Source organism: Paenibacillus odorifer (genome assembly GCF_000758725.1).
In the GTDB taxonomy this organism is placed as follows: domain Bacteria; phylum Bacillota; class Bacilli; order Paenibacillales; family Paenibacillaceae; genus Paenibacillus_AQ; species Paenibacillus_AQ odorifer.
On the sequence record NZ_CP009428.1, the window covers coordinates 6007050 to 6033707 of the forward strand.

Annotated in this window: 23 protein-coding genes; 4 read left to right on the top strand and 19 right to left on the bottom strand. The window is 46.9% G+C overall.

Translation table 11 applies throughout. The features are described 5' to 3' along the window. Nucleotides 1-158: 158 nt before the first annotated feature. The 6 genes from PODO_RS26185 to PODO_RS26210 all read right to left on the bottom strand — a co-directional run bounded on the left by PODO_RS26185 (nucleotide 159) and on the right by PODO_RS26210 (nucleotide 6500). Entirely contained in the window at nucleotides 159-992 is an 834-nt protein-coding gene (locus tag PODO_RS26185; protein ID WP_036680268.1) for a prohibitin family protein, read from the bottom strand. Between the two features lie 105 nt (nucleotides 993-1097). Beyond that, complete coding sequence (locus PODO_RS26190; protein WP_038573360.1) at nucleotides 1098-1871, bottom strand: hypothetical protein; 774 nt, start codon at nucleotides 1869-1871, stop codon at nucleotides 1098-1100. Between the two features lie 190 nt (nucleotides 1872-2061). Then, nucleotides 2062-3060, bottom strand: coding sequence for an LLM class flavin-dependent oxidoreductase (locus tag PODO_RS26195; RefSeq protein WP_038573362.1), 999 nt, complete (start codon nucleotides 3058-3060; stop codon nucleotides 2062-2064). Between the two features lie 21 nt (nucleotides 3061-3081). Next, entirely contained in the window at nucleotides 3082-3564 is a 483-nt protein-coding gene (locus tag PODO_RS26200) for an RrF2 family transcriptional regulator (protein ID WP_038573363.1), read from the bottom strand. 218 nt (nucleotides 3565-3782) lie between these two features. Then, nucleotides 3783-5228, bottom strand: coding sequence for a SulP family inorganic anion transporter (locus PODO_RS26205; protein ID WP_038573365.1), 1446 nt, complete (start codon nucleotides 5226-5228; stop codon nucleotides 3783-3785). Between the two features lie 195 nt (nucleotides 5229-5423). Then, complete coding sequence (locus tag PODO_RS26210; RefSeq protein WP_036680279.1) at nucleotides 5424-6500, bottom strand: bifunctional 3-deoxy-7-phosphoheptulonate synthase/chorismate mutase; 1077 nt, start codon at nucleotides 6498-6500, stop codon at nucleotides 5424-5426. A gap of 628 nt (nucleotides 6501-7128) precedes the next feature. Here PODO_RS26210 and PODO_RS26215 point away from each other — a divergent pair. Then, nucleotides 7129-7674: a glutathione peroxidase gene (locus PODO_RS26215; protein WP_038573366.1), complete on the top strand. Its 546-nt coding sequence runs from the start codon at nucleotides 7129-7131 to the stop codon at nucleotides 7672-7674. A 66-nt stretch (nucleotides 7675-7740) separates the two neighbouring features. Here the strand turns inward: PODO_RS26215 and PODO_RS26220 are convergent, their stop codons facing one another. From PODO_RS26220 to PODO_RS26255, 8 genes are all read right to left on the bottom strand, one after another. Beyond that, nucleotides 7741-8082, bottom strand: coding sequence for a 4Fe-4S binding protein (locus PODO_RS26220; protein WP_036680283.1), 342 nt, complete (start codon nucleotides 8080-8082; stop codon nucleotides 7741-7743). After that, entirely contained in the window at nucleotides 8079-9689 is a 1611-nt protein-coding gene (locus PODO_RS26225; RefSeq protein WP_038573370.1) for an FAD-binding protein, read from the bottom strand. The genes PODO_RS26220 and PODO_RS26225 overlap by 4 nt, the downstream gene beginning before the upstream one ends. A gap of 159 nt (nucleotides 9690-9848) precedes the next feature. Continuing rightward, complete coding sequence (locus tag PODO_RS26230; RefSeq protein WP_038573371.1) at nucleotides 9849-10907, bottom strand: ABC transporter substrate-binding protein; 1059 nt, start codon at nucleotides 10905-10907, stop codon at nucleotides 9849-9851. A 47-nt stretch (nucleotides 10908-10954) separates the two neighbouring features. Next, complete coding sequence (locus tag PODO_RS26235; protein WP_036680289.1) at nucleotides 10955-11287, bottom strand: 4Fe-4S dicluster domain-containing protein; 333 nt, start codon at nucleotides 11285-11287, stop codon at nucleotides 10955-10957. Beyond that, a complete protein-coding gene (locus PODO_RS26240; RefSeq protein WP_036680291.1) occupies nucleotides 11284-12891 on the bottom strand; it encodes an FAD-dependent oxidoreductase in 1608 nt (535 codons plus the stop codon). Before PODO_RS26240 ends, PODO_RS26235 begins: the two co-directional genes overlap by 4 nt. A 24-nt stretch (nucleotides 12892-12915) precedes the next feature. After that, the gene (locus tag PODO_RS26245) at nucleotides 12916-13803 is read right to left on the bottom strand and encodes an ABC transporter permease (RefSeq protein WP_036680293.1); all 888 of its coding nucleotides are present in this window, start codon (nucleotides 13801-13803) and stop codon (nucleotides 12916-12918) included. Nucleotides 13804-13838: 35 nt separating this feature from the next. Beyond that, nucleotides 13839-14642: an ABC transporter permease gene (locus PODO_RS26250; RefSeq protein WP_038573373.1), complete on the bottom strand. Its 804-nt coding sequence runs from the start codon at nucleotides 14640-14642 to the stop codon at nucleotides 13839-13841. Between the two features lie 106 nt (nucleotides 14643-14748). Beyond that, nucleotides 14749-15525, bottom strand: coding sequence for an ABC transporter ATP-binding protein (locus PODO_RS26255; RefSeq protein WP_038573375.1), 777 nt, complete (start codon nucleotides 15523-15525; stop codon nucleotides 14749-14751). 326 nt (nucleotides 15526-15851) lie between these two features. Here PODO_RS26255 and PODO_RS26260 point away from each other — a divergent pair, with 326 nt between their 5' ends. Continuing rightward, a complete protein-coding gene (locus tag PODO_RS26260; RefSeq protein ID WP_038573376.1) occupies nucleotides 15852-19061 on the top strand; it encodes an S-layer homology domain-containing protein in 3210 nt (1069 codons plus the stop codon). Nucleotides 19062-19492: 431 nt separating this feature from the next. Here the strand turns inward: PODO_RS26260 and PODO_RS31375 are convergent, their stop codons facing one another. Together PODO_RS31375 and PODO_RS26265 are read right to left on the bottom strand one after the other, a co-directional pair. Next, nucleotides 19493-19639 carry a hypothetical protein gene (locus PODO_RS31375; RefSeq protein ID WP_155288199.1) on the bottom strand — a complete coding sequence of 49 codons (147 nt, stop codon included), beginning with the start codon at nucleotides 19637-19639 and terminating at the stop codon, nucleotides 19493-19495. Nucleotides 19640-19685: 46 nt separating this feature from the next. Then, nucleotides 19686-20969 (bottom strand): ArsB/NhaD family transporter, encoded by a 1284-nt coding sequence (locus tag PODO_RS26265; RefSeq protein ID WP_038573378.1) that lies wholly within the window; start codon nucleotides 20967-20969, stop codon nucleotides 19686-19688. Between the two features lie 543 nt (nucleotides 20970-21512). On the opposite strand from PODO_RS26265, the gene PODO_RS26270 reads away from it, so the two are divergent. After that, on the top strand, nucleotides 21513-22598 hold the full coding sequence (locus tag PODO_RS26270; protein ID WP_038573379.1) for an LLM class flavin-dependent oxidoreductase: 1086 nt from the start codon (nucleotides 21513-21515) through the stop codon (nucleotides 22596-22598). A gap of 60 nt (nucleotides 22599-22658) precedes the next feature. Here PODO_RS26270 and PODO_RS26275 read toward each other — a convergent pair whose 3' ends face one another. Together PODO_RS26275 and PODO_RS26280 are read right to left on the bottom strand one after the other, a co-directional pair. After that, nucleotides 22659-22898, bottom strand: coding sequence for a hypothetical protein (locus tag PODO_RS26275; RefSeq protein WP_036680302.1), 240 nt, complete (start codon nucleotides 22896-22898; stop codon nucleotides 22659-22661). Then, a complete protein-coding gene (locus PODO_RS26280) occupies nucleotides 22895-23902 on the bottom strand; it encodes a TIR domain-containing protein (RefSeq protein ID WP_170914300.1) in 1008 nt (335 codons plus the stop codon). The genes PODO_RS26275 and PODO_RS26280 overlap by 4 nt, the downstream gene beginning before the upstream one ends. A gap of 149 nt (nucleotides 23903-24051) precedes the next feature. Here PODO_RS26280 and PODO_RS26285 point away from each other — a divergent pair, with 149 nt between their 5' ends. Next, nucleotides 24052-25200, top strand: a complete 1149-nt coding sequence (locus tag PODO_RS26285; protein WP_038573380.1) for an N-acetylmuramoyl-L-alanine amidase family protein — start codon at nucleotides 24052-24054, stop codon at nucleotides 25198-25200. 96 nt (nucleotides 25201-25296) lie between these two features. Here the strand turns inward: PODO_RS26285 and PODO_RS26290 are convergent, their stop codons facing one another. Further along, nucleotides 25297-26589, bottom strand: a complete 1293-nt coding sequence (locus PODO_RS26290; protein WP_051491117.1) for an Nramp family divalent metal transporter — start codon at nucleotides 26587-26589, stop codon at nucleotides 25297-25299. Between the last annotated feature and the right edge of the window lie 69 nt (nucleotides 26590-26658).

The window sequence follows — 26658 nt, forward strand, 5'->3', positions numbered from 1 at the left end:
AGTAGGGCTTTCCTATCAGAGGAGCAGTTGTTGATAAACTAGGGAGTGTCCGTATAGCCAATCCCGGAATTACATAAGGTAAATAGGAGGCATCTTGGCGTTCGAGCCGCTATTGGCATAAAGCAAATTGTGAAATAAATCAGAAACCCAATAATGAATTATTTAGTCAGGGATTGAACATCCACAAAAGGTGTGGCTCCCCCTGTTACAGATGGCAGCACGCCGTTCCATTTTTCCAGCGCTTTCTCCTGAACCTCAATTTGCTTCAGCTGCACCAGCTCAGGTGTAACCTCTTGCTTCTTAAGTCTTAAAGATTCGGCCTCTGCTTGCGCCTGGGCGATTTTTTGCTTCGCTTCAATTTCAATCCGCCGGAGATCATTTTCCGCCTTCAGCGCCTGCTGCTGGGCAACCTGCTTTGCTTCAATCGACTGGTTAAACGCCTCCGAGAATTTAAAGTTAACGATGTTAATATCGTTGACGATCAGGTCATATTTTGCCAGCCTAGCGGTTAAGTGCTCACTAATCTCACTCGACACCACATCACGACGCGTAATCAAATCCTCTGCTGGATATTTGGCTGTCACTTCTTTAACGATTTCTTGAATAGCCGGATTGATAATTACACTATCAAAATTACCTCCGATATTGTTCATCAGATTAAAGGCCGAAGCCTTATTTACGGAATAGTTCACCGCCACATGTGTGGACACAGGCTGAAGATCCTTTGAAGAGGCTGAAGTATCGGTCTCCGCCTTCGTTACCTGTGTATTGACCTGAATCACTGTCTGAATAAAAGGGATTTTAAAATGAATGCCGGGTGACAATGTATTGTCATTTAATTTGCCAAAGGTTTTGTATAAACCTACATGCCCATATTCCACAGATACAAAAGAGTTCGCGCCGATCAACAATACAATGAGCACCGCTGCAATACCGCTGACTATTTTTCCCGGACGCAGCTGTTTCAATTTCGGATTCATTTGCATATTCATCCAATACCCCTCCTAGATTATGGATAATCATTCAAGCTTAACCGTCTATACGGAGGTTTAGGGTAAATGGTCGCAGGAAATATTTCAACAGCAGTGGTCATGGCGTTACCGCTCTGGGATCAGTCCTTCTACGGTCAACCGGAATTTTTTGCTCTGCTTGTCCCCGATATTAGAAGCTTCATATATTCCTTCATCCGTTAGCACCACGGAGTCCGCCTTTAAAGCATCATTAACGAAAGTTATCTCAGCGTGATCAACATTCCAGCGGTAAATGTAGGCACTCATCGGATTTCCATGTGCGGCTACACCCTCAAAAGATCCATCCTGATCAACATCCAGCTCTCTGGAATGTCCGGTATCAATTTGCAGCAAACCCGAGGGGTTACCGCTCTCGTCGATTAAATAATAGTTACTGAGCGAGTTATTTGCTCCTAGTCCTCCAGTGATTTTCAACACCTTTTCGCTAAACAGCCGCACTACTTCTACCTTGATATCCTCCGGTTGACGATAATTATAAGTTCCTATCGCCCCTAGACTGTATTGCCCTTTGGAAGTAGAAGTTCTGGCATACACATAGTCTTCGTCACTAGCCATCGTATACACACTCACTTTGACTCCTCCGAAATCTTCCAGCTTCTTCTCTGTAATCAAAGTAGCGCCTGTAGGTGGAGCAATTAGTTGAGAGACTACGGGGATTGTATCCTCCAGCTTCCACTCTAGCTTAATGAGATTTGCAGCGGTGTCCGTTGGCTTCGGTCTTGAGGTGTGGTAGTCGTTAGCCGATTGAAGGGAGGATGGGTCCACCTGATGTTGGCAACCTGCCAGCAGATTCATTAGAAACAAGGCTGTCAGCGTAACGGATTTATGTAAAGGAAACATCCTTGATCACTTCCTACCTCTTTTTAAAATTAAATCTTTCATTAATCATAGATGAAGTTAGGCATTCAAATGTTACTTTTAGGAGGCGGTAGGGTTAATTTATTGTCTTTTGAGGGGATGCGCCGATCAAAAGCTAAATTAGCATACAAAAAACCCGCATCAAATGCGGGTTAAGGTTAGCTATCCAGAATCAAGAGCCTAGCAGTTCACGCGCCAGTAGTCGGTAAACCTCTAGCCGTTTCTCCTGCGAATGTGGGATGCTGCATATCATTGCTTCTTGGAATCCATATTGTGCTTGTTCTTCTTGCAAACGTACGGCGATGTCTTTAACCGCACCAACCAAATGAATCTTGCGCCCTTCCTTGATTGACATCCGGTCAATTTCCGATAACGAAATGTTCTGAGCTTCTTCTGGTGTCAGCACCTGAGTAATCCGGCCCTTACTCATCATCAACCGAAAAATATCCTGCGGTAACGCTTCATACTCAGCTTCTTCCTTCGTTTCTGCTGTGGTCACCATATAGGATACACTGATCTCTGGTTTGTCCATAAAGATAGAAGGCTGGTAGTTATTCCGGTAATGGTCCAAGATCTCATTACTCATCGCACCATTAAAAAATTGTGCGAAGGAGTATCCGACTCCCATTTGTGCAGCTTTTCGCGCACTATTGCCGCTCGAGCCTAACAACCATACTTCAGGGAGCGCCACCTTCGTTGGAGCAGCGAGATTTTTGGCATATAGCTCATCTTCCGGAATCTGATCACTAAGCAGTTGCATGGTAATGCCAAGCTTGTCATACATATTATGCAGCATTAACTCACGGCCTTCAGATAAAGCGTACATGGCGCTTGTATCGCCACCAGGAGCTCGTCCCACACCGAAATCAATTCTCCCCGGGGAAAAAGCACTTAACGTTTTAAATACTTCCGCCAGCTTAAGAGGAGAATAATGCATCATCATTACACCGCCGGTGCCGATTCGAATACGGTTGGTCTTGGCGGCTAAACGGGCAGCCGTTACTTCCGGAGCTGAGCTAGCAAAAGTATTTCCGCCATGGTGCTCTGCCATCCACATTCTGCTATATCCCAGCTCATCTGCTAAAATAGCCAGTTCTTCTGCTTTATTCAGGGCACCTTCCGCTGTGTTACCGCTTGTCACGGGTGCCTGATCCAATACGCTTAATCTCATGCGAATACATCCCTTCTTTGGTTAGATGACCATTTTATTGCTGACCCATTCCTCTAAGACTGCAATCTTATCTTTAAAGCGTTCAGCACGCATTTCCTCCGACAACGAAGCAATAGTCTCTCGCTTTAATACAGCTTTCCAAGAGGATTCAGCTTCTTCCATCAGATTCGATAACAGGCAGCAGCTGTCTTCTTTTTCTAAATCCAACATGTCTACCAGAATCCCATTCGATGAATACAGCGACTGCTGGCCTTCCACCGCGAGGTAAACGTCATATACACGAATATCTTCAGGGCTTTTCTTTAATTTAAAACCGCCTTTAATGCCAGGAACAGACGTGATGATGTCTGCGGTTACCAGCTTTCTTAACAGTTTCTGAAAATAGGTCGCCGATGCTCCGAGCTGCTGGCTAATCGCTTCCCCAGACAACACCGCCTTATCCGGCAGCATGTTGAGTAGAACCAGTGCATATACCGACTGTTCTACCCCTGTTTTCATATGCATGTACAGCACCTCGATTTACGTAAATAGCTTGATTCAAACTGTAGATAATACCGTCCGCGTATAAAGCGGATAAACATTATCCACTTTATACTTTATATTATTTTAAATCCAAAGTAAAACCTTGCTGGCCTTTTCTTTCAGTTAATATCTGCTATAAAAAAAAGATCACGCACATAGCGCAATCTTTTTTGAGGGTATCCGTTATTTTTTTGTATGTCCTACTGTAATGATAATCCCACCCGCTGAACCAGCTGTGAGCTCTGGTCATTAAGTCCTGTAATGGTGACTTTTTTGCCATGCTCGGCGTATTTGCTCATCGTCTTCGCTATGGCATGGACAGCGGATTGGTCCCACACATGGGAGTGTAAAAAATCGATAATAATATGATCCGGATCGCTTTCGTATGCGAATTCATGAATGAAGTGGCTTGTCGTGCCGAAGAACAGCTGGCCGGAAACCGCATATGTCTTGGAAGAGGTTGCTTCCTGAACAGTTAGGCGGATCGAAGCTATTTTCCAAGCAAACGTTAAAGCACTTAGCAGAACCCCAAACAAAACCCCAATAGAAAGGTTGTCTGTAACCACCACGGTGACCACCGTCACAATCATAACCAGCGCATCGCTTAGCGGAACACGGGTTAAAGTTTTGAGTGAGCTCCATTCAAAGGTGCTGATACAGACCATTATCATTACGCCGACGAGCGCGCCCATCGGGATCTGCTTCACCACATCGCCAAGTACGATAATTAGGAATAATAAAAAGATTCCTGACACAAACGTGGACAGACGCGTGCGTCCTCCTGACTTCATGTTAACCATCGATTGGCCAATCATCGCACAGCCTGCCATCCCTCCGAAAAAACCAGTGACTACATTCGCAAGCCCCTGTCCCTTCGCCTCTCTGTTCTTATCACTACCTGTGCCCGTAATATCGTCTATTAAGGTGGCAGTCATCAGGGATTCCAATAGCCCAACTACGGCCAGTGAAAGTGAATATGGCAAAATAATAAGCAGAGTATCCAGCGTGAACGGGATTTGCGGGAGATGGAATAGTGGCAAAGTTGCTGTAATATTCCCCATATCGCCTACGGTTCTTACGTCCAGATGAAGAGCGATGCTAAGAACAGAAACGATAACGATCGCTACAAGTGCTGAAGGTACGGCTTTGGTAAACCGAGGAACCATGTAGATAATAAGCAAGGTCAGAGCTACCAGTCCGTACATCACCCAGCCTTGTCCTTTAAAATGGGTAAGCTGTGCCATAAAAATCAGTATCGCCAGCGCGTTGACAAACCCTGTCATGACCGGCTGTGGCAAAAACGTGATAAACCGCCCCAGCTTTAGCATCCCCATCAATATCTGAAACACACCAGCCAGTACAGTTGCCGCGAACAGATACTCTATTCCGTGTTCTAGTACGAGACTTCCGACTAACAGAGCCATAGCTCCCGTAGCCGCCGAGATCATTCCGGGTCTGCCCCCGGCAAGTGCCGTTACAATCGCAATACAAAAAGAGGCATATAAACCAACCATCGGACTTACTCCCGCCAGGATCGAAAAAGCGATCGCTTCAGGAATCAGCGCAACGGCTACGGTCATCCCCGATAAAATATCGGTTCGAGTGTTAGAAAACCACCCATTATTTAAGGTAAGCTGCTTCAAAATCTATTTTCCTCCTGTGACTATTAAAATGTGTGGATCTTTTGTCAGAAAAGACCCGGGGCCGGTGCAACGCTAATGTTGCTTATTGTACTCGACCCACCTTAACCTTCACAAAAAGATTAGTTAGACTTGTAAGCGCTTATACACCTCATTTTCTAGCGAATCCTTAAAATATCATGCAAATTCTATATTTCTAGATTACCGGTACAATCCGGAAGCTTTCACTTCATTAAAGAAGGTGTTGAATTCATCAATGTTCAGCTGCTGAGCGGCATCAGACAATGCGGTTGCAGGATCAGGATGCACTTCCACCATAATGCCGTCAGCTCCAGCTGCGAGTGCGGCTTTCGCACATGGAATAAGGATGTCTTTGCGGCCTGTCGAGTGAGTTACATCAACCAATACTGGCAAATGGCATTCCTGTTTGAGAATTGGCACTGCTGAGATATCAAGCGTGTTGCGGGTCGCTTTTTCATAGGTGCGAATTCCACGTTCAATCAGCATGATCTGTGTGTTTCCACGAGACATGATGTATTCCGCTGCATGGATGAATTCATCGAGTGTGGCAGCCAATCCACGTTTCAGCAGCACCGGCTTGTCGACTTCTCCGACCGCTTTTAGCAGCTCGAAATTATGCATATTACGTGCACCGATCTGGATGATATCCACATAATCAAGCGACTCTTCAATATGTCTTGGATCTACAATTTCGCTGATGGTCAGCAGTCCATATTCATTTGCTGCTTCTCGTAATATTCTTAAACCGTCCATTCCCAGCCCTTGGAAATCATAAGGTGAAGTCCGAGGCTTGAAGGCACCGCCACGCATTACACGTACTCCGGCTTTTTGCAGGGCAGCAGCTACGGTGCGAGTCTGCAGTTCACTTTCCACGGAGCAAGGACCGGCTACCATCAGTGAAGAAGCACCGCCAACCGTTACATCTCCCGGCAGAACAATCACTGTATCCTCTTTGTGGCTCTTGCGGGCTACCAGTAAAGTTTTTTTATGATCATCTGTTTGTAAGTCCAGAGAAGCTGAGAAAATTTGTTTGAAGAGGCTACGGATCGTCCCGTTAGTGAAAGGGCCTTTGTTGCTCGCTACGAGCTTATCCAGCATCTGTTTTTCCCGTTCCGGATCAAATTTAGGGACACCTTGTTTTTCTTTAACTACTCCAATCTCCTGAACAATCTTAGCCCGCTCGGAGATCAGCTCCAGCAATTGCCCATTAATTTCATCCAGACGACCTCTAAGAACATCCAATTCCACGTTACTCATTACCCTTCCACTCCCTCTTTTTGTTATAATTTGGAACGCAAAAAGGCCCCCCGTCGCAAGGGACGAGGAGCCGTGGTACCACCCTTATTTAGAATTAACCCGAATACTAGCACAAAGGAATAGAATCTCATGTTCCCCTGACTAAGAATTAATTCTGTCTTTCACCCGGTAACGCGGGGCGCGGGCCTCCCTACTCATACCTGCCACAACCTGTGACAAACTACTTCAGGGGCCGACTCGGAAGTGAACTTCGGCATTAATCGTCTCATGAGGGTGCTCTCAGTCTCCGGCACGCCTTCCCTGTTAAGATCCGCTATAATGCTTACTCTCTTCGTCATAGTCCTTATCTATGTCAGCGCGGCTTTTGCGCTGGTTTCTGCTATCTTAATCAAAAAACGTTCCCGATGCAAGATAATAATGGAACGCAGAGTAGCTTTAACGCAATAAATTTTTTTGACTGATCCATACCCATTATCTATCCTATTCCAACCTGGCAATTACGGTTCCAATTCCTTCAAGCTGTATTGTTTGACAGCGATAATTGAATTGTTTACAATTTAATTATTATAAATATTTCCTGTTCTTTTTCAAAAAGCATAGATAACTTAACTGAAGGGATGTAGCAGCCATGAGCATTTATCAATATTCAGCACGCAGTATTCGGGGAAAAGATATCGAGCTAGAGCAATACAAAGGTAAAGTACTACTGATAGTGAACACAGCAAGTAAGTGCGGATTTACCCACCAATATTCAGATCTGCAAAAGCTTTATGAGCGGTACGAGGAACGTGGCCTCCAAATTCTCGGCTTTCCTTCCAATCAATTTGGAGAGCAAGAACCCGGCAGCAATGAAGAGGTTAATGTATTTTGCCAAATTAATTACGGGGTAACCTTCCCACTCTTTGAAAAGGTTGACGTAAAAGGCGAAGCTAAACACCCTCTTTTCACCTACCTAACAGAACAGGCTGGATTTGAAGGGTTCGATATCAACCATTCTTCAGGAAAGCTGCTGCAAAGCATGCTTGAAGACAAAGATCCAGAGGCTCTGAACAATGACGAAATCAAGTGGAACTTCACTAAATTCCTGATTGATCGCGAAGGCAATGTTGTCACTAGATTCGAATCTACGGTGGACCCGCTGGATATTGAACCAGCTATCGAAGCCCTGCTGTAAGTTTCTAATATATGAAAAATCCGCCTAGCTTTCGGGCGGATTTTTTGGGTTTAAGCCTCTGCTTATTCATGTACGGTACTGCTCGGTAAACACTTCAAAATAAGGAGTCGTATCCCTCTCCGCCATCGAGCCATTCGCACCTGGTCCCCAGCCGATTTCAGCACGCCAGCTTCCCAACGCGCCTGACTGGATTAACGCCTCCTCATTTACACCGATCAGCTGATCCGCCTGTGGTGCCACGTATAAAGCATCTACAGGACAATAAGCTTCACACATGAAACAGGTCTGGCAATCTTCCTGACGGGCAATGACCGGAATCTTCCCCTGCATTTCGAATACGTTCGTCGGACATACTTTCGTACACAGCTTACAACCAACACAACGCTCCAAGCTGATTAATTCGATCATATCGCTTGCCCCTCCTTCAGCGCATTCAGTTCATGAGCATGGGGCACAGCCTCTGTACTGATGCTTATATGTTGAATACCGGATAAGATTAGCCGGTGAGTCTGGCGCGGATCAAGCTCCGGATATTCCGCTAGCTTTTGCAGTCCGCGGGTCTCTTTCCGGGCGAGTGCCGCGGTGTACATCCACCTGCCGACCGCGAGCATAGCCGCGGCTTCACGCGATTGCACGATGCCCTGAACGCTGGCAGGAGCCTGCCCGTTCAAATAGGGCATCAAGGCATTCAGCCGCTTCAAGGCTGAAGAAATGCCCGGCTCGCTGCGGAAATAATTGATCTGCAGCGGCAAGATTTCACGCTGGATTGCCGCGATTAGCGGCTTCACCTCCAGCGTTTCCGAGGCATCGGCGCCAGCCTCCAGCCCGTAGCGTCCCGCTGCGGTCAGCTTGCGGCTGTTCGCCTGTCCTCGGCAGGACAGCGCATGCTGCGCGGCTCCCTGCCCAGCCCAGCTTCCGCTGCACATGGCCCAGGAAGCGTTATAAGCCCCGCCGCCGGAGATGGCGCCGGTCACTTTCTCGCGAGATGCGGCATCTCCGGCCGCATAGAGTCCGGGCACGGTCGTCTGGCAATCCGTGCCGCTCAAGCGCAGACCCCCAGTGCCGCGCATCGTGCCCTCATAGCGCAGGGTGAGCGGGAATTTCTGCTTAAACGCATCAATTCCCGCCCGCTCCAGCGGCATAAAGAAAATCGGATGCGCTTTGCGAAGAAAATCCTGTTTCTCCGCGGTGTCCGCCAGATCCAGCGAAGCGTAAACCGGACCCTTCAGCATCAGCTCAGGAATGCTGCCAAAGGTCCGATCCCCTCTATGCAACGGATGACCGTCCGCATCATAAAGGGTGGCCCAAGCCAGCATGCGGCCACGTGTTACGGTTCCGTCCGCAAAGCTTGGCGCATATTGGCGGCTGAATTCCATGCCCGAAAGATCAGCTCCCACCTCTGCGGACATCAACAATCCTTCCCCTGTCAGCACGTTGCAACCAAGGCCTTTGCTGAGAAAAGCACAACCTCCGGTAGCCATCACAACGGCATTAGCCTTCACTTCCCAGGACTCTCCTGTCAGGCGGTTGATCCCACGCGCTCCACCGACACCGTGTTCATCGTGAAGAAGTTCCAGCGCTGGTGACTGATCAAGAATTGTGACCCCTGCTTTGCGCACAACTTTTCGCATAATCCGCATATATTCTGGTCCATGGAGATGGGTACGCAGTGAGTTTCCTTCTTCATCCTTCGGAAACGGATACCCCCACTGCTCCACTTGAGCCAGGTTCTGCTCTACCTGATCCAGCACCCGGTGAATCCAGGCATTCTCCGATAAATATCCGCCGGCCTTAAGTCTGGCCTGCACTGCCTGCTCCCGCAGCTCGGCAATGGGAGGGATAACGAGCAACGTTGTTCCACCCGGTGCAGTTGCGCCACTTGTGCCCAAGTAGCCCTTATCCGCCAGGACTACCTTTGCACCTTGCGAGGCTGCACTCCATGCCGACCACGCCCCAGCAGGACCTCCGCCAAGCACGAGGACATCCACTGTCATTTCCTTCTTAAGCTGCGACATCTTTTTTCCTCCTACACCATTAGCTGAGTTAGTTGAACTTAAAAATCACTAAAGGGAGGAGTGGCGGAGTGGCGGCCGAAAATCCAAACATTCACCGCAGTCACTCAATTACCTTTATAGAAGAATCTTAAGTTCAATTAAAGCAGCCTTTAAGCAACTTTATTTCAACTGCCAATCGCTAATATTGAAGTCTTTTTTCGCTAACTTCTCTTCGACGAGGAAGTTTTTGGTACCTTCCAGCAGCTTTATTCCTTCATCAGTGAACGCAGTATCCTTGATATCACTAATCGGATTCACTTGCTTCGCCAGCTCAGGCGTTGTATCTCCGATTTCAGCCAGAAATTGATAATACTCATCCTCATGCTGCTTCAAGTCTGCCAAGGCCTTCTCTCTAGCTTCGTTCCATGCCTTCGGAAAATCAGGGAATTTCGCCAGATAATCCTCAGACACAACTGTTGCGCTAGAACCAAGCAGATTCGGGTGCTTCGAGGCATCATCTAAGTGAGTGTAGCCTTGGTCAATCAGCTTCAGCGCAGGAACGCCTAGATTTGTTGTAGCATCTACATCTCCACGGGCTAAAGCTGCGGTAGCATCAGGAATGAGCATATGCACGAGTTTGTAGTCGGTTACTCCTTCTTCCTGTAGTAATCCAACAACATAGCGGTGCATGAAGGAGCCCTTTTGAATTGCGATAGTCTTACCTTGCAAATCTTTCACCGTCTTGGGCCCATCCTTCTTGCCGATCAAATAACCGATCGTGTTCGCGGAAGATTGTGAAATCAGACGGGTCTTGGCTCCAGAAGCGTAGGCAATAATAGCAGGTGTATCTCCAAGGCTGCCGATATCCAGCCGACCACTAATCAAGGATTCTGTCTGATCCGGACCGTTTGGAAAGCCAGTAAGCTTCACTTCAGTAATGCCGTATTTCTTCAACTCTTCTTGAATAATCCCTTTATAAAAGCCCCAACCCTCTGCGCCGCCAGGCACATTCAGTTTGTTGGAACCGATAAACCCAAAGTTCAATACCGCTGGAACATCGCTCGTGGCCTCTTCTCCCGCCTTCTCCGTATTTGATCCCCCGGAGGCAGATGCTCCATTGCCGCCCGTATTATTTCCGCAAGCCTGAAGCACCAGCATGGCCATCATAATTGTAGTTAAAAGTGCAAAACGAATCTTCCTTGAACGTTTCCCTTGAATCTCTCTGTACGCTTGTTTCATTGTTTCTCCCCCTAGGTTTATGCTATTTATTTAAATCTTAATCAAGCTCAGAACCCTGCCCTCGACGCCAATTTATACATAAAGTCATGGCTTGCTACCGGCTGCCTGCCCTTACCCCAGCCTACTTTTTCACGATAACCGCCAAGTAGTCCCTGCTCCTGAAGTTCCGCTTCTGTCACACCAATAATATTCTCAGAGTCTGGTGCAACGTAGAGAGCATCGACAGGACAATACAGCTCACACATAAAGCAAGTCTGGCAATCGCTCTGCCGGGCAATAACAGGAATGCCATCCTCTACCCGTTCGAAAACATTAGTCGGGCAGACAGATACACATTGGTTGCACTCTACACATCTGGCAGCGCTGATCACCTCAATCACGATAGAACACCCTCCTTAGCCACGGCTTCCGTCTTCACCCATACCTGATCTAATCCGCCGCTGATCAAACGATGATGCTGGCCATGATCTGTAGCCTTGAAATCCTCACGCTTATGCATGCCTCTCGTCTCTGTACGAGCAAGTGCAGAATTGTACATCCAGCGGGCTGTTGCGGTCATGGCTTCGGCTTCACGTGCCTTGACCCCTTCTGGCGTGCGTTGAATTTCGCGGCTTCGTTGCTCTTTCCACAACCCATCGAGACGATCTAGTGCAGAAGTCAGCCCTTGTTCTGTCCGGAACAAATTGATGTCATACGGCTTCACCTCAGCCTGTACAGCAGACACATACTCTGCCGTTTGGGCCGCCACTCCCGGCTTCACTTCCTGATGCACCAGTGGTGATGATGATAAGCCGACTGGACTACGCTGCGCAGCGTGCGACCCCAGACTCTGTGCATAGACAGCAGCTCCTTCACCAGCAAAAGAACCTGAAGACATCGCCCACGCCGCATTATGGCTGCCTCCGCCAGTAAAACCTCCGCAAATCAGCTCGCGGGTAGCAGCATCTCCTGCCGCGTAAAGTCCGGGAACACCTGTGCCGCAGCTTTCATCTGTAATATGGATGCCACCCGTCCCCCGAACCGTGCCTTCGAGCCGCAAAGTAACCGGAAACGCATCCTTGAACGGATCAATTCCCTGGCGGTCAAAAGGAAGGAAAAAGTTCGTCTGCGCCACCCGCAGCAGCGGTCTTAAATCCTCTGGTGCCCCATCCAGCTTGGCGTACACCTGATTACCTGCCAACAGATTCCGGGCAATTACAGAACGGCCTTTCTTGGAACCGGCTCCCTCCACAATGCTTCCATCCTCATAATAAAAGCTGGCATAGCTGTAATACGCCGTCTTGGTCACCGAAGAGAACGTAGGGCAGATCGCATAGGCATTGGAGAATTCCATGCCGGACAGATTCGCCCCAGCCTCAGCAGCGAAGAGATAGCCATCTCCGGTCAACACGTTGCAGCCAAGTGCCTTGCTTAGGAAGGCGCAGCCTCCGGTAGCAATGACGACTGCTCCTGCCTGAACAGTCCAGGTTTCTCCACTCTGAGTATGAACTCCAGCCGCTCCAGCTACGCCATGCTCATCCGCCAGGAGTTCCAAAGCTGGGCTGTGATCTAGAATTTTAACGCCTGCCTTTTTCACCAGCCTACGCATTAATTTCATATATTCCGGTCCTTGCAGACTTCTTCGGAATTGATTGCCCTGCTCATCTACAGGGAATGGATAACCGGAAACACCCAGCTTGTTCATATTGGCATAGGTTTGATCCAGCACCCGGTCCATCCAGCGAGATTCAGCCAGCTGACCGCCAAGCGCATAACGACTTGCTTTTGCCTCTTTCCGGAGCTTCTCATCCGGTTTCACATACCAGACCCCCGTTCCCGACGGTGCCGTTGCCCCACTTGAACCGCAGTACCCTTTATCTGCAAGGATTACTTTGGCCCCCTTCGCCGATGCAGTAAGGGCTGCCCACGTTCCTGCCGGACCTCCTCCGATAACGAGCACGTCTGCCACCAAATTCACCGATCCTTTTTTCACCGATCCACTCATATGTTCAAGACCTCCTCAGTTTGTTTAGCCTTCGTAACTATCGCGCCAGAACAGGAACTTTCGTTCAATAATCCGGAACAAGGAATCGATCAGCTTACCGACAATTGCGAAAATAATAATGCCTACGAATACAACCTCCGTATTAGAGTTCTGCTTCGCCTCATTGATAAGAAACCCAATACCTGACTGTGATCCAATAAGCTCTGCTACAACCAAACCAATCCAAGCTACAGCCAGCGACAACCTTAGCCCTAACAAAATTCCAGGCAGCGCCGCCGGGAGTATAAGCCTGCGCAGCTTCTGATAAGGACTGAATCCTAATACCCGAGCTACTTCGAACAATTTATTGTCCACATTGCGGATGCCCATAAACGTATTAATATAGAGCGGAAAAAATGAGCCTGTCATAATGATCACAACTTTAGATATCTCTCCAAACCCGAACCAGAGAATAATGAGCGGCGCTATAGCCAAATGGGGAACAAGCCTAAGCACTTGTACGCTAGGATCGAGTACATATTCTACACTGCGAAACAAGCCAGTCAGTACGCCGAATAGAAGACCCAACACACCTCCAATAAGAAATCCGATGCCCGCCCTACCCATGCTGACACCCAGATGATGAGTTAACTCTCCAGTAACCAACAAGTCGGTAAAAGCTCTTGCAATCGAAAGCGGAGTCGGCAAAAAGGTTGCTGAGACCAGCCCCGTACTCCCTGCCAGCTGCCAAAGGACTAACGTCACCACCGGGATAATTGCACCCATTCCCCAATCAGAGAGCAAGGGTTTCCATGCAACTTGTATTGCGGGTTTCTTCGGTGTCTTCTTGGATAAAGGAGCTGTGCCGCTGCTATCCAGCGTTTCTCTGGCTCTTTTAGTATTTTTGATAATAGCTTCTACTCCATCGCTCATGGTGCATCCCCCTTTTGTTTAATGAGCGTTCAAGGTTATCCGCGATAACTGTCTTGCCATCTCAACAACCGTCGTTCAATGTAACGGACAATGGAATCACTCAACAATCCAGCTACGGCAAAAATAATAATTCCCACGAACACCACTGGTGTGTCCGCGAATTGACGCGCATCGGACATCATGTATCCAATGCCTGAGGTAGATGCAATAAGCTCTGCCACTACTAACCCCAGCCAAGAAAGCCCTAGAGAGAGACGAACTCCAAGAATAATGTTCGGCAGCGCTGCTGGAAGTACTAACCTGCCAATCTGCTTCAACCGGCTGAAGCCAAGTACCCGGGAAACTTCAAATAGCTTGTTATCCACGCCGCGAATTCCCATGAACGTATTAATATAAAGTGGGAAAAAAGCTCCCTTAGCAATCAATAGCACCTTCGACTCCTCACCGATCCCGAACCATAAAATGAACAGCGGTACTACCGCCAGACTGGGAATCATGCGGATCATTTGCAGGGAAGGATCTAACAGCTTCTCCGATCTGCGGAACAGGCCTACGAGAAGTCCTAACAGCAGACCCAGTCCACCACCTAGCAGGAATCCAGAAAAGGCTCTGACCAAGCTGATCCTAAAGTTCGGCCACAAATCGCCTGAAGCCGCTAAAGTTACAAAAGATTCCGCAATCGTATACGGCGTAGGGAACAGCATCTCCGAGATCATTCCATAATGCCCAAGCGTCTGCCACAGAATCAGCACACTGCCCGGCAGCAAAAGACCAAGTCCTAGTGTTGCCACCTTTCCGGGGCGTCCGGAAGTTCTTATGGCTACAGCCCGATTTGTCATACTTTGAACCCACCTTTTTTCAGCTTTACGATCACTTTAAATAAACAGAAAGAGACCCTCGAATAGTAATACCTTCGAAAGTCTCCATGGGTATGGTCGACCTATTTTATATTCCGGCTCCGTCTGTAAGCTCTAGCTCATCTACCTTTTCAAAATAATTCAACACCTTCAAACGCAGCTCTTGAAAGGAGGTCGTTGTTTTTTTCCGTGGATACGGTAAATCTATCGGTACAATTTTACGTATTTTCCCGGGACGCGGCTCTAGAATCACTACCCGATTCCCCAAGAACACAGCCTCATCAATATCATGCGTCACAAAAATCATGGTTGTTTGGTTAGCCCGCCAAATGTCCAGCAATACCGTCTGCATATGGGCTCGAGTGAATGCATCCAGTGCACCAAACGGTTCGTCCAGCAGCAGTATTTTCGGATTGCGCAGAAGTGCACAAGCTATTGCTACCCGCTGGGCCATCCCTCCCGACAACTCGCGGGGATAAGATTTCTCAAATCCATTTAGCTTCACCAGATCAATCAATTCATCGACCTTCCGCCTAACCTCCTTGTTCCCTAGCGGTAAATCAGAGGCAATATTCTTCTCAACGGTAAGCCAGGGAAAGAGGCGATGCTCCTGAAAAATAAAACCCTTATCGATCCCAGGACCCCCAATCTCTGCCCCTTCCAGGGTGACACTGCCAGTGTACCCGCTATCCAGACCGGCTACGATGCGTAATAATGTACTTTTTCCACAGCCGCTGGGGCCGATGACTGTAATAAATTCGCCCTCCTGTACATGGAGATCTACATTATGGAGTGCTTGAACATGACCACCGGCAGACTCAAAACGTTTATTTAGGTTCGAAATAGACAGCAACGCTTCTCCCACCTTGACCCCTCCTTTAATCTGTATGGACAAAAAAACAGAGGCATTGCGTTTTTACATTCGCAATACCTCTGTAGGAACAGTCGGCAATCATTATTCAAAGTAAATCAATTGGAATTATAATATTTAAAATATCATCGATTTTATAAGCTGTCAACAAAAAACAAGCCCTTTTATGGAACAGAAGTGGAGTTTTTTCTAGTTCATAAGTTAGAAAAGCAATGAATTAAATCACTTTTAGTAGGATGAAAGTATTAAAAAACCTCACTTTTGCGTCGATATAATGAAGTAAGCTTATGACAAATTGGTTCTAAGGAAGGGGCTTTTGCTTGAAAAGCATATCATTAAAATGGGGAGCAACCCTTGTTGCCCTTAACACCTTGTTCGGTGGTACTCTCTATGCATCTGCAGCTGAAATCACTCCACCGTTCTCCGATTTAACCGAAATACAACAGACGAAAAGTGCCGCAATCCTCGAGGCTGCTCGTCTAGGCTTGCTTAAAGGCGATCCCAACGGACAATTCAGACCCACTGCGACAATGACTCGCCAAGAGCTGGCAGCCATTTTAGCGAAGACCTTAAAGCTAGATTCCTCAGTAAACTCCACTTCTTCCTTTAGAGACGTATCTGATTCCAGTTGGAGTGTGTCCGCTATTGAGGCTGTTAAAAAGGCAGGATTTATGGAGGGTGATCTTACAGGTGATTTTAATCCATCCAGACCTGTAACTAGAGAAGAGCTTGCAGTTATATTTGTACGTGCCATCCGCGGAACTGGAGCGCAAGGCGGACAGGCCAACAAGGTTAATGACGAATCCACAATCAGCAATTGGGCAAAAGAGTATACCGATGTCGCATTACGTCTTAAACTTATAGACTCTCCCGAAGATATGTTCAGCCCCAAAGGTACTGTTCAGCGGCAGGATATGGCTTCTTTTCTGCTGAATATTTTTAAAGAAGAACAACAAACTGCAACGATCGACAATATAGATGGAGATTTCGTAACGATCAATGGCACGCCTTACCTCATTGAAGGTAAACTCAAAGAATTAATGGGTGATAACAACCATGATGCTTTAAGAGGAGCTGTCCTTAAGTTCAATTCTTTGAATCGTCATGTGGACGGTTTGCAGGAGCTTGAAATTGTACAAAAAGGGGTTCAACTAAATACCTCCGGCTTACCCTCCGGTTCTTTGCTCAATATTTCTGGAAATGATGTTGTTATTAAAGGCAATGTTACCGGTGATTTGAAGATTAAAAATGGCGTTTCGAGTATAACTTTTCAGGGCCAAGTTGGGCAGATCATTGTGGATTCTATAACTCCAGTTACTATTCATGGCAGCGGTTCCCTGCAAACCTTAAAAATAGTTGAAGGCGGCGCTAGGATCACCATCGATCCCTCCTTGTCTATTCAAAATCTGCAGTTGCCTGGCATGAGTCTGCCTTCACATTTCATAACAAATTACACAGCCATTCAAAATAATATCCAAACGGTTCAAAATGCATCTGGAGCCGTTGCTCCTGCATATACTTCGTCCACGTCTGCTAACGCCGTGAGCGATCCGACTCCTGAGCCTACTCCGATAGCGACTCCTAGTCCTACTCCAGTGGCGACTCCTAGTCCTACTCCGGTCGCGACTCCTGAGCCTACTCCGGTGACGACTCCTGAGCCTACTCCCGTAGCGACTCCTAGTCCTACTCCGGTGACGACTCCTAGTCCTACTCCGGTCGCGACTCCGAGCCCTACTCCGGTGACGACTCCGAGCCCTACTCCCGTAGCGACTCCTGGTCCTACTCCGGCGCCGACTCCGGAGCCTACTCCCGTAGCGACTCCTAGTCCTACTCCGGTGACGACTCCTGAGCCTACTCCGGTCGCGACTCCGGAGCCTACTCCAGTGACGACTCCTAGTCCTACTCCAGTAGCGACTCCTAGTCCTACTCCGGTGACGACTCCTAGTCCTACTCCGGTGACGACTCCTAGTCCTACTCCGGTGACGACTCCTAGTCCTACTCCGGTGACGATTCCTAGTCCTACTCCGGTGACGACTCCTGAGCCTACTCCGGCGCTGACTCCTGAGCCTACTCCCGTAGTGACTCCTAGTCCTACTCCGGTCGCGACTCCTAGTCCTACTCCTACTCCAGTAGCGACTCCGGAGCCTACTCCGGTCGCGACTCCTGAGCCTACTCCCGCAGTGACTCCTAGCCCTACTCCGGCGCCGACTCCGGTGAACCATGCACCAGTCGTGCAAAATAATATTGATCCAATGTCTGCTCTGATCACAAGTGGTGTCCAAAACGTCGACATCAGTAATGTGTTCATTGATCCGGACGGCGACCCGCTTACATTCGCAGCTGCATCCTCTGACGCTAGCGTTGCCACTGTATCTGTAAATGGGAATCATCTCAACCTTGTGCCGGTCGATTCAGGTACAGCCATGATTACAATAACAGCAATGGACGGCCAAGGTGGCGTTAACACTGCTACTTTTGCATTCACTGTAACGTCTAATCAGCCACCAATTGCAATATCTGGAATCACTACTCAACTCTTAACACCAGGTATCACGGCACCACGTACATTTGATCTGGCCCAGCTTTTTCAAGATCCAGACAATGACATGCTTACTTATTCAGCTTCTATAGATAACGTAAATGCTGGTACACTTAGCCTTAATGGCAACACTCTGACGATAACTCCGGCAGCTAATAGTTCAGCGAGTGGTTTAGTGACCCTCACAGCAACGGATGATAAAGGAGGTTCAGCTACCTCAACTTTCACCTTGATTACAGCCCAGCTTGTAAACAACGGCTTTGTGCCAATAACCACCAAGCAAGGTGTATCCAATATTTCCTTCGATATTTCCAAGCTGATTCCTAATCAGAGTCAATTTAAAGTGTATACAGAAAGCAGCACAGGTTCATTGAGCGGACCTGTAACTCTGAATGGAGCTATATGGAATGGTCCTACAAGTCCAGGAACGGTATGGATAGTAGGTTCTGATGGCAAAGCGGTTGTATTATCTATAAGTGTGGCTTCACAGGGTACCTCCGAGCTATTCTTCTCAGAGTATCTGGACGGCGGTGACGGCAGAATCGCAGTTGAGCTGTACTATAAAGGAAATGGTAATCCCGCAGGAAAAGCAGAAGGTTACACCCTTGAAGTCCACCAATTTATGAAAGCCACCCAAACCAAACAGGTTTATTCCCGGCCATTATTTCCTGTACCTGTAGCAATGCCGTATATGTTTATAGATTCTACTTTTGGGGACGCATTTGATTTAATGAATATCTCCTATTACAATGATGAGCTGAGTCTATATAATCCAAAAACATATAATATTACAGCATTAGTACTGAAGAAAAACGGCCAAATCGTGGATGTTCTCGGTGACCCTACCTCTACTCAGCAATTCCTCTCCACAGGTGGAACTATTGTCCGTAAATCTGGTATATACACTGGATCACAGCAGTATTCACTTGAGGGCGAGTGGAATCAATATCCCAAAGGAACTTACCAGTATTTTGGAAGCCATACTCCTTAAACAGCCCTTTCTAATGTAAAAAACAAGCAGGCAGTGAGCCTCCAGATATTGGAGAAACACTGCCTGCTTGTTTATCTGCATTGCGTAGGGTTAAGTCGACTTTGGGTAAACCTCGGAATAACTCCTCCGGATCCCCCCGTATATTTTATATCGCCGAATCTAGATCAAATCTTTGATTTAGTTGCATTCTGTACACTTATTTCGTATAAAAAAGGGGGTGTCCTGAATATAACTGTATTCTATACAATTAAAATCCAGAAAAATCACCTTTAGCTGAGGAAATCATGAAAATAAGTGTACTGAATACAGCTATTTTTTGGGGACAATTTATTCGATGAGTTATAACTGTACAAAATACACTTATATGCTCCCACCGTCACTTCAACATATGTTCACCGCTTCAACATCTGCATTTTGCCTCCACTTGTTACTTATACTCCTGCATCTTCTTCCACTTCTTCCACTTCTTCCACTACTTCCTCTACTTCCTCTACTTCCTCTACTTCCTCTACTTCCTCTACTTCCTCTACTTCCACTACTCCTTCTACTTCCTCCACAACTTCTACCTGCCGTTTCAAAATATCACTTCAAGCATATCGCTCCCCCGGCTCTTAATAACGCTGCTTACATCAGATATCTTAAATATAAATACACGCTGGAGATCACAATGGACAACAGCATCAAAGGAAAACCGACCTTCAAATACTTCATGAACGTAATCGGGTACCCCTCTTTACCTGCCAAACCCGCTACGATCAAATTAGCACTCGCACCAATCAATGTGCCATTGCCACCCAGACAAGCCCCTAAGGCCAAACTCCACCATAACGGCTCCAAATTGCTGATCCCCATATTGCCCATCTCCTGAATCAGAGGGATCATAGTTGCTACAAAAGGAATGTTATCCAGAAATGCTGAGGTAATGGCGCTGACCCATAAAATCATCATTGAGCTCATCAGCACATCACCATTCGTTATTTCAATCGCTTTTGCTGCCAGCTCTGCAATCACACCTGTCTCTACAAGCCCTGACACCAACACGAACAGTCCGATAAAAAAGAAGATCGTAATCCACTCCACGCTGTGAAAAGCTTTTTCCAGCATTTGTTCCCCTCCGGTCAGCAGCAGCAGTAAAAATGCACCGGCCAGTGCAACTGTAGCGGACTCCAAATGTAACGCCTGATGTAAAAAGAACCCGGCAATCGTAATTGCCAATACGATCAGACATTTTCGCAGCAGCTTATGATCCGTAATCATAACCTTCTCATCCATATCCATGATGCTCTGCTGCAATTCAGGTGTAGTTTTAATTTGTTTACCGAACATCAATAACAGCAGCGGGATATACGCCAAAACAATGATGATAATCACAGGTGTCAGATTGCTAATAAAAGCCATGAAGGTCAGCTCCTTAACAGCACTGCCAATCATGATATTAGGCGGGTCTCCGATCAAGGTTGCCGTTCCGCCTACATTAGATGCGATAATTTGTGACATTAAAAAAGGCAGCGGATGTATGCGCAGTTGTCTTGTAATACTGAAGGTGACTGGCACCATAAGCAGCACTGTCGTCACATTATCCAAAAAGGCTGAAGCCACTGCGGTAATCACAAACAAAGCAATCAGTATTCTTTTCGGCTTCCCCTTCGCCAACTTAGCTGATTTCACAGCTGCGTATTTAAAGAGCCCCGTCTCTGCGGTAATCCCTACAATCATCATCATCCCTACAAGCAGTCCTATAGTATTAAAATCGATGTGCTGCAGTGCCGTCTCCTGATCCACAATGCCCATCGCTATCATGACGATAGCTCCTAACATCGCCAGAATGGTACGGTGAATCTTTTCGGAAATAATAAGTCCATAAATCAGCAGAAAAATGCCTATCGCCCAAACCGCTTGCTGTTCCATAATATCCCTCGGTCCTTCTATGTAATTTCGTTAACTTACAGTCTACTCATCATATAACCTTATTATCATAAAATAGATTTGTATTTTTCGCACGGGGATTGTGGAATCATTCCACTAAAAAACGACTCTGCCGGATGTTTATCGGAGAGCCGTTGTAGATTCGATTATTTCATTTTTAGAGCCTGAGGCTCCTTGAAAGCAGTTAACGTCCCTTTAATCTGCACAATTATCATACCGTTTAGATCAATAGCAACCAATTTCCCATCGGTCTGGGCTACATACATGTCATGTCCCAGGCACCAAACTCCTCCTCATATAAGTAACTGCCTCATTTGGATAGATTCTTAAAATCAAATATAATAACATCAGACGAGCAGGATATAACCCTTATGGATTATTATTCCATTTTGTCAAAAACAACAGAATAAATCAAAACATTTACTCACAAACTTACATTTTGTAAGTCATTGTGTTATAATAATCACATTCCTCCATACACGGACAGGCTTTAGCAAATATATGAATAACAAGGGGTTTGTGAGCATGAGTAACGAAGCAACCGCAGCACCAGCATCCGATTTTGAATTTGGTATCTATACCTTAGGAGACATCGTAGCGGATTGTCATACAGGGAAGAAGATCAGTCCAAAACAACGTCTCGACGAAGTTGTAGCTGCAGCTAAGCTGGCAGATGAGGCGGGACTTGATGTATTTGGTGTAGGTGAGCATCATCGTCTTGATTTTGTAATTTCTTCGGTGCCAGTCGTACTGGCTGCCATTTCTCAGGTTACTAACAGAATTAAACTAACGAGCGCAACAACCGTATTAAGCACCATTGATCCTGTACGGGTGTTCGAGGATTTCGCCACACTTGATTTGCTGTCGAATGGACGTGCAGAGATTATTGCGGGGCGTGGTGCGTTTGTGGAGTCTTTTCCGCTCTTCGGGTATGAGCTTGAAGATTATCACCGTCTATTCTCCGAGAATATCAATTTACTCTTGGAGCTTAACAAACATGAAGTTATGAACTGGGAGGGCTCCTTCCGTTCATCGCTGAAGGATTCGGAGATTGCTCCACGTCCATTACAGGAGAATCTTCCACTCTGGATTGGTGTAGGCGGTTCTCCAGAAAGCGCGGAGAAGGCCGGGATGCTCGGGACCGGAATGGCTATCGCCATCCTAAGCGGCAGTCCAGAGCCTTTTCAAGAGCTTGCCGCAACCTATCGGCGTGCCGGAATTCAAGCAGGACATGCACCTGAGGATCTAAAGATTGCGATCACTAGCCACGGCTACATTGCTGAAACCTCACAGCAGGCGTTGGACGAATATTACCCTTACTACTATAGTTACCGTAACTCTATCCGTCCAAAACCGGGTCAAGAGTACAAGGTGTCTCGTGATGACTTTGGGCAATATGTATCTGCTGATAACACGATGGCTGTGGGCAGCCCGCAGCAAATTATCGAAAAAATTCTCTATCAGCATGAGCTGTTCGGTCATAGCCGCTTTATGACTCAGCTCGATATCGGCGGCCTTCCTTACGCTAAGGTAGCCAAAGCCATTGAGCTTTTGGCAACAGAGGTTGCACCTGTCGTACGGCGTGAGATCGCCAAGAAGAACAACCGTTAGAATGGAATACCAAAAAGGGGCCCTCAAGCCAATGGCTGAGGCCCCCTTTTTATAAAAAAATCACGCAAAGGATGGTTTATTATTATCTACTTTTCCGCTGATAAGCTTCTTATACTCGTCGTCTCCGCCGTCCAAAGAAGGTGCAGTATAAATCTGAGCTGAAGCTGGCTGCTGAGCAGAATGACTCGAGCCTGCTTTTCTTTTGGTGCTTTTGTCATCGCCGCCTGCACTCCTGCTCCCACCACTCGCAGATCGGAGAACAGCATCAGATAAGCTGTTAATACCTTTTATTCTCTTCATGCTGAATCCTCTCCTACTAAATGATTGATGGTACGGAATAAATCCTGATTATTCCCAACTACCGCCTTAAGATCATCTGCAGATAATCCATCACTTCCTGAGAAATGAACGGAAAGAACATACTTCTTACCTAGAGGATAGCATAGGATATATACCTCTGCAACTTCCGTGCGTTGAAAAAAAGTCCATTTACTCGATAAAAATGCATCTACCACACTAGGCTGCTTCTCATTCCCTTTCGTTACAGACAAGGGATAGGAGTGACCGCGTCCGACATTCCCCCCCACCTGAACTAGTTGTTCCTTCGCTTGTGCCTGCCAGATGGCTGCACCGATTACACGACAATGCTTCGGAGGTAAAAAGGAATTGCGTATCGCCTCACTAAGTGCGTGATACTTCTCTCCATTCTCGGAGATGGTCACATTACTATTATATTGCCAAAAAAAATGAAGGATACTTTCCTTGCGCCTTAAATCCATCTTTAGCTGCTCTAAATCTTTAAGCGGGTCACGGAATCTTCCACGCTCTTGAATACTATCAATAATCTTACCACAGCTCACATCCACAGCAGCCGTAGGATTATCGTGATGCACTTCATACTCTAACGATGTAATTCCTGCTAAATCAGATAGCAGATGATATTCTTCTACATTTTCTCCAGGGATCAGATCATCACGCGCAGTTACCTGATCAGGTACTAGACAAAAAACACGGCTGCGCCGCAATCTAGCCCAAAACAAACCCATTTCAAACCCCGTATTATCGCGGGTCACATAATAATATTTACCACGTATTTTGGCGACATCATCTGGCGAGAACACAAATACGGCAAAATCGCTCTCATCCAAATTTCTCTCCAACGCCTCCATGGTGTATTCATTCGCACGAAAAGCGTTGGCATACCAAGGATGCACTTCAGCATCCCTCTTCAGCTGCTCATGAATCGCTCTTGCATAACGTATAGACTCCCTGGAAGATCCAATGAATAGCTTTGGTTTAGTCACGGCAATGCTCCTTCATCCTCTTTCCCGATATGTAATAATTATACAAGTCTTTAGACCACCAGAAAAGAGGCCTTATTCTCAAAAAATATTATTCTAAACCTCGTAAATTGGGTAAGGAATTACGACTACTCTCAAAAAGCGAGGATACTATGAACAAAATGATAGGTGTCACCCTGCTCACAGCTTGCCTTTTGGGTATAGCAGCGCCACAGTCTGCTGAAGCAAAGACAGCAGCAGGAAGTTATACCGCACAGGTATATGCGAGTTCTTTAAATGTACGCGATGAACCGGCTAAGAATGCAACTGTTGTAGGATCAATTAAGAATGGGGCTCGGGTTACTGTGACTGATGAGCAGCACGGATGGTTAAAGGTTAAGGCGGGGAGCACCTCTGGCTGGGTAGCGGGTTATTACCTAAAAAAGGTGAACAGCAACTCCCTGCAATCCAGCGCTTCTGGAACGTCTATTGCTACTAAAACCAATACTGCCTCGTCAACATCAGCCAATGCTTCTAGTAGAACTTCAAAGGCTACAGTCACGGCTGATTCTCTACGCATCCGAAGTGGCCCAGGAACACAATATAAGGTGCTCGGTTCTTTAAAAGCCAAGGATACAGTCACTCTCCTTCTTCATCAGAACGGCTGGGCTCGAATTCGCACAGCCAGCGGTGAAACTGGTTGGGTGGCAGAGCAATATATCCGAAGCGGAAGCACACCAAGCAGTACAAGCAGCATAAGCACCGTCCAGCATAAAGGCGGACTACGAGGAAAGCTGATCGTCATCGATCCTGGTCATGGCGGCAGTGATCCGGGCATGCTCGGCACTACATATAACACCATGGAAAAGGATTTGAATCTGCACACTGCACTTTATGTCCGGGATGCTCTTGTTGCTAAAGGAGCACGGGTAGAGATGACTCGCACCCGAGACGATCAAAAGCCCACGTTAGCACGTCGTGTTCAGATGAGCCAAGCCCTGCGTGCTGACGCTTTTGTAAGCGTTCATTATAATTCTTCACCTAAAAATGTGTCCGGAACGTTGACCTTCTTTTATTCAGAAGCGGATGATTTGAAGCTCGCGCGGGCGATTGAAACCCGGCTGGGGCAAGGCATCGGTCTGAAGAGCAACGGGTTGTCCTTTGGCGATTATCACATCCTAAGGGAGAATCGGATTCCATCTACCTTGGTCGAGCTTGGATTCCTTACCAATCCTATAGACGAGTCCATTGTCCGCAAGACCTCCTATCAGAAAAAAGCGGCTAAAGCCATCGCCGAAGGCGTAGCAGATTATTTTAAATAACTGGCTGGAACAACCCTCCAAAAAAAAAGCCCGACCCATGTATCTCTCAGGTATGATCTGAGGAGATTTGTGGGTCGGGCTCTTTTGACTGCTTCCTTATACGAGCATTTGATAGACCAAGAACAAGTTCAACGATACAACCAGACCGGAGATAATCCAGCCCAGAGTGGCTGTCATTTTGCGGTTCACTAACCCGCCCATAATCTGGCGGTTGCTTGTAAACACAACCAGTGGAATCAACGCGAACGCAATCCCAAAGGACAGGATCACCTGACTGATCACGAGCGCTTTGGTTGGATTCACACCAAAACCAATGATCGCTAGTGGCGGAATGATGGTAATCGCACGGCGCAAGTACAGGTTAATTCTTTTGTTGATGAAGCCTTGCATAACCACATCGCCAGCCATAGTTCCTACGGAGGAACTCGACAGTCCCGCAATGAGTAGTCCCAGCCCAAACGAGATCGCCGTTACTGGCCCAGCTAAGTGACCAAATTGCTGAAACGCGACATCCAGATCCTCAACCACGAGACCATTTTTGAAAAACAATGCCGCAGAGACAATAACCATAGCCATATTTACTGCACCTGCGATAATCATCGCAATTATAATATCTATAAATTCCAGTTTGAAAATCTGTTTTTTCTCCGATTCATTTACTCCGACAATACGATTCTGTGTAAGTGATGAATGCAGGTAAATCGCATGTGGCATCACTGTTGCACCTAGTATTCCTGCGGCCAACAGGATGCTGTCCACCCCTTCAAACTTCGGTGTAAACATGCCTACAGCAACAGCTCCCATATCTGGTTTAGCTACAATAACTTGAAAAGCGAAGGCTAATACGACTATAAGAATCATTGCGGCAATCCCTGCCTCAAGGGAGCGGTATCCCCGGCGTTGCAGCTCTAAGATAGCAAATGAACCCACCGCAGTAATCAGTGCTGCTGGCAGCATGGGAATATCAAATAAGAGATATAATCCTAATGCCGCCCCGATAAACTCTGCCAGATCCGTAGCTATAATCACCAGTTCACTTTGAATCCATAAGAAGATAGATACACTCTTCGGAAAACGATCATGAGCGATCTCAGGCAAGTTCTTGCCTGTCGCAATCCCCAGCTTGGCGGATAACGCTTGGATTAATACAGCCATTAGATTCGAGGCTACGATCACCCACAATAAAAGATATCCATATTTGGAGCCTGCCGTAATATTGGTGGCAAAATTACCCGGATCCAGATAAGCAACTGCAGCGATAAAAGCTGGGCCTAGGAAAGGAAGTAATCGTTTAATCCCTTTGATCTCCCCGTTAAGTACGGCTTGTGCTGAAACAGAGTTCTTATGTTGTTTTATATGTGGTTGTTCCACTAAAGTTTGTTCGAGCATTTCAATTCCTCCTCTTGCCCTGAAAAAGTTGTCTATATACACGAAAGTTTCCCCTGTGCAACTTATATT